Below are 8,328 nucleotides of genomic sequence, written 5' to 3'. Positions count from 1 at the left end.
GGCACTCGGTACGGTGACCGGTGCGCTCGGCAACGTCGGCGGCGGGTCGAATCCGCTGGCGCCGGTTCAAGGCGTCGTCAATCAAGTAACGGGTGCACTCGGCGGTGGCAACCCGGCTGGTGCGTTGACGGGGGCACTCGGCACGGTGACCGGTGCGCTCGGCAACGTCGGCGGCGGGTCGAATCCGCTGGCGCCGGTTCAAGGCGTCGTCAATCAAGTAACGGGTGCGCTCGGCGGTGGCAACCCGGCTGGTGCGCTGACCGGCGCACTCGGCACGGTAACGGGCGCACTGGGCGGTATCGGCGGCGGCTCGTACCCGCTGGGGGCGGTTCAAGGCGTCGTCAATCAAGTCACGACTGCGCTCAATAACGGCAACCCGGCCAGCGCATTGACGGGTGCGCTCGGTACCGTGGCGGGTGAGCTCGGTGCTGGCAATCCGGCCGGCACGGTAACCGGTGCAATCGGCAACGTGACGGGGGCGCTCGGCGCATTGGGCGCTATCGGCGGCGGCAATCCCGCGGGTGCGCTGACCGGCGCACTGAACACGGCGACCGGGACGCTAAGCAACGCACTCGGTACCGCAACGGGCGCGCTCGGCGGCGGCAACCCGGCTGGTGCGTTGACCGGTGCACTCGGTACGGTCACGGGCGCACTGGGCGGCATCGGTGGCGGCTCGAACCCGCTGGCCCCGGTGCAAGGTGTCGTGAACCAGGTCACGGGCGCGCTCGGCAGCGGCAACCCGGCAGGCGCGCTGACCGGCGCACTCGGCACAGTGACGGGCGCACTGGGCGGCATCGGTGGCGGCTCGAACCCGCTGGCCCCGATCCAGAACGTCGTCGACCAGGTCACGGGTACGCTCGGCAGCGGCAACCCGGCCGGCACGCTCAGCAACGCGGTCAACACGATCACGGGCACGCTCGGCAACGTCGGCGGCGCGGGCAGCCCGCTGGCGCCGGTGCAGGGTGTCGTCACGCAGCTCGCGGGCACGCTCGACGGCTCGAATCCGCTGGCGCCGGTGCAAGGCGTCGTGAACCAGGTCGTCGGCACGCTGTCCGGCGCCGGTGGCGGCAGCCCGATCGCGCCGATCACGAACCTCGTCAACGGCCTGCAGAACGCGCTGCCGACGGGCGGCAACGCGGCTGGTGCGCTGACCGGTGCACTCGGCTCGGTGACGGGCGCACTCGGCAACCTCGGTGGCTCGAATCCGCTGGCACCGGTGCAGGGTGTCGTGAACCAGGTGGTCGGCACGCTGGGCAACAGCAATGCGGTCGGCACGGCCACGAACGCACTGGGTAACGCGGTCGGCTCCGTCGTGGGCGCACTCGGCAACCTCGGCGGCACGAACCCGCTGGCGCCGGTGCAGGGCGTCGTGAACCAGGTGGTCGGCACGCTCGGCAACCTCGGCGGGTCGAACCCGCTGGCGCCGGTGCAAGGCGTCGTGAACCAGGTGGTCGGCACGTTGTCCGGCGCGGCGGGCAACAACCCGATCGCACCGATCACGAACCTCGTGAGCGGCCTGACGGGCGGCAGCAACCCGGCCGGCGCACTGACCGGTGCGCTCGGTTCGGTGACGGGCGCACTCGCGAACGGTCCGGTGGCCCTCGGGCAGGCGGCCGGCGCGCTGTCGGGCGCGGCCGGTTCGACGGCAGCGGCGGGTGGCAGCCTGCTTGGCTCGGGCGCGAACGCGGCCGGCGGTACGGCGGGGGCGGTTGGCTCGCTGCTGACGACGGGCGGCAACGCGACGGCAACGGTCGTCAACGCGGTCGGCACGACGGTGGGCACGGCGCTCGGCTCCGCGCCGGGCCTGTCGGTCACGCCGCATTCGGGCAACAGCGCGCCGGGCAACCCGCTCGCCCCGGTGTCGTCGCTGCTCCAGTCGCTGACGGGCGCACTGCCGAGGTAATCAGCCGGACACGCACGGCGGCGCGAGATCGGCCGCCGTGCGCAACGGGTCGCGCAACGCGGCATGACAGGAATGTCATGCCGCGTTGCCCTTTTTGGGGCGCGCTTTCTTTCGTCGCATGAACGGCCGCGGCCGGTGTTCGTCGGCCGACGCGGAATAATCGGCCTCCTTCGTCCGTTTACATACCGAATCCCGGCAGCACCGGCCGGCGGGATAATGGTCGCGACGAAGCCGATCGTCCCTGCCGGTGCCGCCGTGTCGCGATGCCGTGCCAAGGAGAAAGGACATGAAACGGATACTCGTTGCCGCCGCGCTGACGGCGGCTATCGTGCGGCCGGCCGCCGCGGAACCGCCCCGTGCCGGCGACGGCAAGCTGGTCGACGAAGATCGCATGACGCTCTACGTGTTCGATCGCGACGCGCCCGGCAAGAGCGCGTGCGACAGCGCGTGCGCGGCCAACTGGCCGCCCGCGCTCGCCGACGCGTACGACAAGGCCGTGGGTGCACTGAGTCTCGTCGCGCGCGACGACGGCCGCAAGCAATGGGCGTATCGCGGGCGCCCGCTGTATCGCTGGAAGCAGGATCGCAAGCCCGGCGACGCGGGCGGCGACGGGATCGGCGGCATGTGGCACGTTGCGCGCCCGTGACCGCGTGGCGGTGCGCGAGGCATCCTGATGAGCTACGAATCGGATCTGCTGGTGTGGCTGCCGCATCTCACGCGCTATGCGCGCGCGCTGACGGGCGACCGCGCCTGGGCGGACGATCTCGTGCAGGACACGCTCGAGCGTGCGCTGAACCGCCCGCCGCGCGATGGCGGCAACCTGCGCGCGTGGCTGCTGACGCTGCTGCGGCACCGCTTCATCGACCAGTTGCGCGCGCGGCACGAGATCGCGGTCGACGATGCGACGGCGCCGTGGCAAACGATGGCCGCGCCGGCCGGCGAGATCGGCGGGCTGGTGCTGCGCGACGTGCAGCGCGCGCTGTACCGGCTGCCGGTCGAGCAGCGCGAGGTGTTGCTGCTGGTCGCGCTCGAGGAGTTGAGTTATCGCGATGCCGCACAGGTGCTCGGGGTCCCGGTGGGAACGGTGATGTCGCGCCTCGCACGGGCGCGCGGGCAGATGCGCGCGATGCTGTCGGACGAGCCGTCGGCGCACGGCACGCCCGCGTTACGGGTGATCGGGAAGACATGATGGACGAACCGCGCAAACCTTCGAACGACGAGCGGGACGACGATGCGTCGGCGCAACTGCTGTCCGCGTTGCTGGACGGCGAGCTGTCCGGGCGCGAGCGAAACGAGATGCTCGAGCGGGTGCAGGCCGATCCGGAGGAGGCCGAACGATTCGCGCATTACCGGGCGCAGCGCGACGCACTGCAGGCGCTGTTTCCGCTGCCGGGAGCCGCGCCCGCGCTGTTCGTGCAGCGCCGCGCGCCGCGTCGGCGCGGGATCGCCCATGCGCTCGCGGGGCTCGCGGCCGGGCTGTTGATCGGCATCGCGCTGCACGCGGGCTGGGTCGCGCTCGACAGCGAACCGGCGTTCGCCGCGCGCGCGGATGTCGCGTACGCGACGTACGTGGCCGATCGCGAACATCCGGTCGAAGTCGGAGCGGGCGACCCGGAACGCTTCGCCGGGTGGCTGTCCGCGCGTCTCGGGCGGCCCGTGCGCGCGCCGTCGCTCGACGAATACGGCTACGCGCTGCTCGGCGGACGGCTGCTCCCGGGCGACGCGGGGCCGGCCGCGCAACTCATGTACCAGCGCGCGGACGGCGAGCGCGTGACGCTGTACATGACGGCCTACGACGCACGGCGCGTCGCGCCGCGGGCGATGTCGGCCGGCGACCGCTACACGTATTTCTGGTCGGATCGCGGGATGGGCTACGCGTTGTCCGGCCAGGGCGATGAACGGCGCCTGCGCGAACTCGCGATCGAAGCGTGCGGTGCGCTCGGCGGCCAGACCGACGCGTGGAAGGGGTGATGCGCGCGGCGCCGGTACGGAGCACGAGATGAAGATGACGATGACGAAGGGGCGCGTGCTGATCCCGTTGCTGGCGGCACTCGCCGCGGGCACCGCGCTTGCCCGGGCGGAGGGCGACGTACCCGTGCGCGTGCCCGTCGACGCCGACGGCGTGCAGCGGGTCGCGATCGTCGGCGGCAGCTATTTCTTCCGACCGAACCACGTGATCGTGCGGGCGCACGTGCCGGTCGAGCTGACCGTGTCGGCCGAGCCCGGCCTGGTGCCGCACAGCTTCGAAATCGATGCGCCGCAGGCCGGCATTGCGGTGCACACGGCACTCGGCACGACGCCGAAGACGTTTCGCTTCACGCCGGCGCAGCCGGGCCGGTTCGCCTACTATTGCACGCATCGGCTGCTGTTTTTCAGCAGCCATCGCGAGCGCGGGATGGAAGGCGTGCTCGATGTCGAGGCGGCGCCGTGATCGCCGCGTTGCTGGCCGCGAGCCTGATAGGAGCGAGCATGACCGCCGATCCCGTGACCGTCGCGCAGGCGCATTTCGACCACGTCCGCTCGTACCGCGCGACGATCCGCTCGTCCGCGCGCAGCGGCGAACATACGGAATTCCGCTACGCGTACCTGAAACCGGGCTTCGTCCGGATGGATTTCGTGTCGCCGCATCACGGCGCGGTGCTCGCGTACGATCCCGGCGACGGCAAGGTGCGGCTGCGCCCGTTCGGCGCGCATGCGCCGCCCGCGCTGACGCTGTCGCCGTCCAACCCGCTCGTGCGCGACCGCAGCGGCCACCGGGTCGACCGGTCCGACGTCGGCGAACTGTTGCGCAACGTTCATGCGCTGCAGGAGGGCGGCTCGACGGTGACCGAAGGCGAGGAGGCCGTCGGCGGCCGGACCGCGCTGCGCGTGTCGGTCACGGGCGCGCCCGCGCATGCGGTCGACGGCGTACATCGCTACCGGCTCTGGCTGGATACCGAGGACGGCTTTCCGCTGAAGGTCGTCAGCTTCGCGGACGATGGCGACGTGCCGCTCGAAACCGTGACGCTCGACGACGTCGAGATCGACGTCGCGTTTCCCGAACGCTTCTTCGCGCCCTGAGCGGTGCGCTGACTCATGCCCCTGACGGGCATGCCGGAGGCTGCATGGCGGAATACCGGTTCTCGACGACCTGGCGCGTGGACGCGCCGCTCGCGGCGGTGTGGGATGCGATCTACCAGGTCGACCGCTGGCCCGACTGGTGGAAGGGCGCCGTACGCACCGTCGAGATCGAGCCGGGCGACGTGCGCGGCGTCGGCGCGCTGCACCGGTACACGTGGAAGGGCGCGCTGCCGTACCGGCTGACCTTCGACATGCGCGTGCGACGCGTCGAGCCGCGTCATGCGCTCGAAGGCCGCGCGAGCGGCGCGATCGAGGGCGACGGATGCTGGTCGTTCGCCGCCGACGGCGCACGCACGATCGTGCGCTACGACTGGCACATCCGCACGCACGTGCGCTGGATGAACCGGCTGGAGCCGCTGGGCCGGCCGCTGTTCCGATGGAATCACGACGTCGTGATGCGCGAAGGCGCGAAGGGGCTCGCGCGGCTGCTGGGCGCGGCCGTCGAGACGGACGGCCGGACTTTCCGGCCGTTGCCGGATGCGGGTTGCGCCGATGCCTGAATGCGCGTGAACGTGTGTAAAAGCGCCGAACGCCGAACGCCGAACGCCGAACGCCGAACGCCGAACGCCGAACGCCGAACGCCGAACGCCGAACGCCAAACGCCAAACGCCAAACGCCAACCGCCAACCGCCAACCGCCAACCGCCAACCGCCAACCGCCAACCGCCAACCGCTCAGCGCGCGTACGCCATCACCGCGCCATCCACCACCAGGGCGACACGTTCGCCCACGGCCGGACACCGGTGTCCCGGCACGCGTGCGCGCACGAGCACGTCGGGATCGGCATCGAGGCGCACGACCACATCGGCATCCTGGCCCGCGAACTGCGCGGCTTCGACGCGCGCCGTATGGCCGCGCGCGGCATCGGCCTGCGTGACCGGCACGATGCCGATCTGCTCGGGGCGCAGCATCGCGTCGGCCGGCCCGTCGGGCAGCGGCGCGACGAGCGGCAGTTCGCCGAGCGCGCAGGCGATGCGCATGCTGCGCACGCGGCCGGCGAGCAGCACGGCCTGCCCGACGAACGACGCGACGTCGCGCGTGACCGGCTGCCGGTACAGCGTCTGCGGCGCGGCCGTTTGTACGAGGCGGCCGTGCCACATCACCGCCACTTCGTCGCCGAGCGTCATCGCCTCGGGCTGGTCGTGCGTGACGAGCACCGATGTCGCGCCCGCCGCGGCGAGCGCATCCGCGACCGCGCTGCGCGTTTCATGGCGCAGCGACGTGTCGAGCGCGGAGAACGGTTCGTCGAGGATCACGAGCGACGGCTCCGGCGCGAGCGCGCGGGCGAGCGCGACGCGCTGCTGCTGGCCGCCCGACAGTTGCTGCGGCGCGCGGCTCGCATACGATGCGGGCAGCCCGACCATCTCGAGCAGTTCGTCGACGCGATGATGGCGCCGCCGCGCCGCGCGCGGCAGCCCGAACGCGATGTTGTCGGCCACCGACAGATGCGGAAACAGCGCGCCTTCCTGCGGCACGTAGCCGATCCGGCGTGCCTCGGGCGGCAGGTGCAGGTCGGGCGCGGCCACGCGGCGCCCGTCGATTTCGACGGTGCCGCGCTCGGCGCGCTCGAAGCCGCACAGCACGCGCAGCAGGGTGGTCTTGCCGCTGCCGGACGGGCCGAGCAGCGCGAGGCGCGAGCCGCGCCGCACCGTGAGGTCGATGTCGTGCAGGACGGTATGCGATCCGAACGATTTGGACAGGCCGTGGATGCGTAGTTCGCTCATGGGCGGTTCCGGGGAAAAAGGGCGGCGCTCAGTTGCGCACCGACGCGCGGCCGAGCAGCAGGAACAGCAGTCCCGATGCGCCGAGCGACAGCGCGACGAGCAGCGCCGCATAGGGCGCCGCGGCGGCGAACGCGAGCGTCGCCGTATCGCTCCACACCTGCGTCGCGAGCGTGCGGGTGCCGATGGGCGACAGCAGCAGCGTCGCGTTGAGTTCCGTCACGACCGAGATGAACACCATCGTCGCGGCCGCGCCGAGGCCGGGTGCCGCGAGCGGCAGCACGACGCGCGTGAGCGTCGCGCGCCAGCCGAGGCCAAGCGAGCGCGCGGTTTCCTCGAGCCGGACCTGCACGTGCGACAGCGCGGCGCGCACGCTGACGACCGCGAGCGGCAGGAACAGGATCGCGTACGCGGCGACGAGCGCCGGTGCGCTCTGGTAGAGCGGCTGCAGCAGCCGCACCGTGATCGACACGATCGCCAGCGCGACGACGATGCCCGGCACGCCCTGCACGGTCATCGCCGTGCGCTCGAGAAGGGTGGCGACGCGGCCCGGATAACGGACTAGCAGGAACGCGAGCGGCAGCGCGAGCAGCGTCGTGACGGCCGCCGCCGTCAGGCCGTAGCCGGACGACGCGAGCGTGGCCTGCCACAGCAGCTCGGGCGACACGTCGGCCGGCGTGACGGCGGCCGCGCCCTGTTGCGTGAGCCAGTAGCCGATCATCGCGAGCGGCACGCCGAGCGTCGCGGCTGCGAGCGCGGCGAACGCGACGGTGACGGGGCCGCGCAGGTTGCCGAGCGGATAACGCATCGCGACGCGGCGTGCGGCGCGGTGCGTATGACCGTAGCGCGCATGGCCGCGTGCGCGCGCCTCGATCGCGAGGCACAGCAGGCACAGCGCGATCAGCACGCAGCCGAGCAGCGATGCGCCGCCGCCGTCGAACGCGGTGCGGTATTCCGCATAGATCTCGGTCGTGAACGTGCGAAAGCGCAGCAACTGGAATGCGCCGAACTCGGACAGCACGCCGAGCGCGACGAGCAGCATCCCGCCGCACAGCGCGGGGCGCAGCTGCGGCAGCACGACGCGGAAGAAGGTATGCCAAGGCGAGCAGCCGAGCGTGCGCGCGCTTTCCTCCAGCGCGGGGTCGAGTTCGCGCAGCGCGGCGGCCACCGGCAGGTAGACGAGCGGGAAATACGCGGAGGTCAGCACGATCAGCGCGCCGAGGAAATCCTGCAGGTCGAGGCTCAGCGACACCCACGCGTAGCTCGTGATGAACGGCGGCACCGCGAGCGGCGCGGCCGCCAGCGCGGTCCACAGCGGCCGGGCCGGCAGGTCGGTGCGCTCGATGAACCACGCGAGCGCCGTGCCGAGCAGCGTGCACGCGAGGGTCGCGGCGAGCGTGATCGACAGCGTGTTGACGAGTAACTCGCCGACGAGCGGGCGCCACAGCAGCTCGATCGCATCGTCGACGCCGAAGGTGGCCGCGCGGTACAGCGTGAAGCCGAGCGGCAACAGGATCGCGAGCGGCCCGCACGCAGCCGCGGCGACGAGCGCGCGCGACGGGCGCCGCCGGGTCGCGGTGCGTTC

9 protein-coding genes are annotated in these 8,328 nt (G+C 72.0%); 7 read left to right on the top strand and 2 right to left on the bottom strand.

Translation table 11 applies throughout. The features are described from left to right. The 7 genes from DPV74_RS37075 to DPV74_RS37045 form a co-directional block, all read left to right on the top strand. A partial coding sequence (locus tag DPV74_RS37075; protein ID WP_374709015.1) for a beta strand repeat-containing protein occupies positions 1–1,903 on the top strand: 1,903 nt, incomplete at its 5' end. Between the two features lie 286 nt (positions 1,904–2,189). Continuing rightward, positions 2,190–2,549, top strand: a complete 360-nt coding sequence (locus DPV74_RS37070) for a hypothetical protein (RefSeq protein ID WP_027788225.1) — start codon at positions 2,190–2,192, stop codon at positions 2,547–2,549. Between the two features lie 27 nt (positions 2,550–2,576). Next, the gene (locus DPV74_RS37065) at positions 2,577–3,092 is read left to right on the top strand and encodes a sigma-70 family RNA polymerase sigma factor (RefSeq protein ID WP_027788224.1); all 516 of its coding nucleotides are present in this window, start codon (positions 2,577–2,579) and stop codon (positions 3,090–3,092) included. After that, entirely contained in the window at positions 3,089–3,874 is a 786-nt protein-coding gene (locus DPV74_RS37060; protein WP_119338989.1) for an anti-sigma factor, read from the top strand. The genes DPV74_RS37065 and DPV74_RS37060 overlap by 4 nt, the downstream gene beginning before the upstream one ends. Positions 3,875–3,902: 28 nt before the next feature. Continuing rightward, positions 3,903–4,334: a hypothetical protein gene (locus tag DPV74_RS37055; protein ID WP_060193511.1), complete on the top strand. Its 432-nt coding sequence runs from the start codon at positions 3,903–3,905 to the stop codon at positions 4,332–4,334. Further along, a complete protein-coding gene (locus tag DPV74_RS37050) occupies positions 4,331–4,963 on the top strand; it encodes a DUF1571 domain-containing protein (protein ID WP_027788221.1) in 633 nt (210 codons plus the stop codon). Before DPV74_RS37055 ends, DPV74_RS37050 begins: the two co-directional genes overlap by 4 nt. Before the next feature lie 44 nt (positions 4,964–5,007). Then, on the top strand, positions 5,008–5,523 hold the full coding sequence (locus tag DPV74_RS37045) for an SRPBCC family protein (RefSeq protein ID WP_049097657.1): 516 nt from the start codon (positions 5,008–5,010) through the stop codon (positions 5,521–5,523). Positions 5,524–5,696: 173 nt separating this feature from the next. Here DPV74_RS37045 and DPV74_RS37040 read toward each other — a convergent pair whose 3' ends face one another. Both DPV74_RS37040 and DPV74_RS37035 read right to left on the bottom strand, forming a co-directional pair. Further along, positions 5,697–6,746 (bottom strand): ABC transporter ATP-binding protein, encoded by a 1,050-nt coding sequence (locus DPV74_RS37040; RefSeq protein ID WP_059698955.1) that lies wholly within the window; start codon positions 6,744–6,746, stop codon positions 5,697–5,699. A 28-nt stretch (positions 6,747–6,774) separates the two neighbouring features. Then, a partial coding sequence (locus DPV74_RS37035; protein WP_162923246.1) for an iron ABC transporter permease occupies positions 6,775–8,328 on the bottom strand: 1,554 nt, incomplete at its 5' end.

The sequence above is a fragment of the Burkholderia sp. HAN2018 genome (assembly GCF_024704855.1).
Classification (GTDB): domain Bacteria; phylum Pseudomonadota; class Gammaproteobacteria; order Burkholderiales; family Burkholderiaceae; genus Burkholderia; species Burkholderia cepacia.
The sequence above is the reverse complement of the archived record's forward strand: the minus strand, read 5'-3'. Positions and strand labels throughout refer to the sequence as shown.

Bases quoted from the DNA above. Each gene is read 5' to 3' on its own strand.
- DPV74_RS37045 (WP_049097657.1), top strand. From the start codon at position 5,008: ATGGCGGAATACCGGTTCTCGACGACCTGGCGCGTGGACGCGCCGCTC.
- DPV74_RS37055 (WP_060193511.1), top strand. From the start codon at position 3,903: ATGAAGATGACGATGACGAAGGGGCGCGTGCTGATCCCGTTGCTGGCG.
- DPV74_RS37065 (WP_027788224.1), top strand. From the start codon at position 2,577: ATGAGCTACGAATCGGATCTGCTGGTGTGGCTGCCGCATCTCACGCGC.
- DPV74_RS37060 (WP_119338989.1), top strand. From the start codon at position 3,089: ATGATGGACGAACCGCGCAAACCTTCGAACGACGAGCGGGACGACGAT.
- DPV74_RS37070 (WP_027788225.1), top strand. From the start codon at position 2,190: ATGAAACGGATACTCGTTGCCGCCGCGCTGACGGCGGCTATCGTGCGG.
- DPV74_RS37040 (WP_059698955.1), bottom strand. From the start codon at position 6,746: ATGAGCGAACTACGCATCCACGGCCTGTCCAAATCGTTCGGATCGCAT.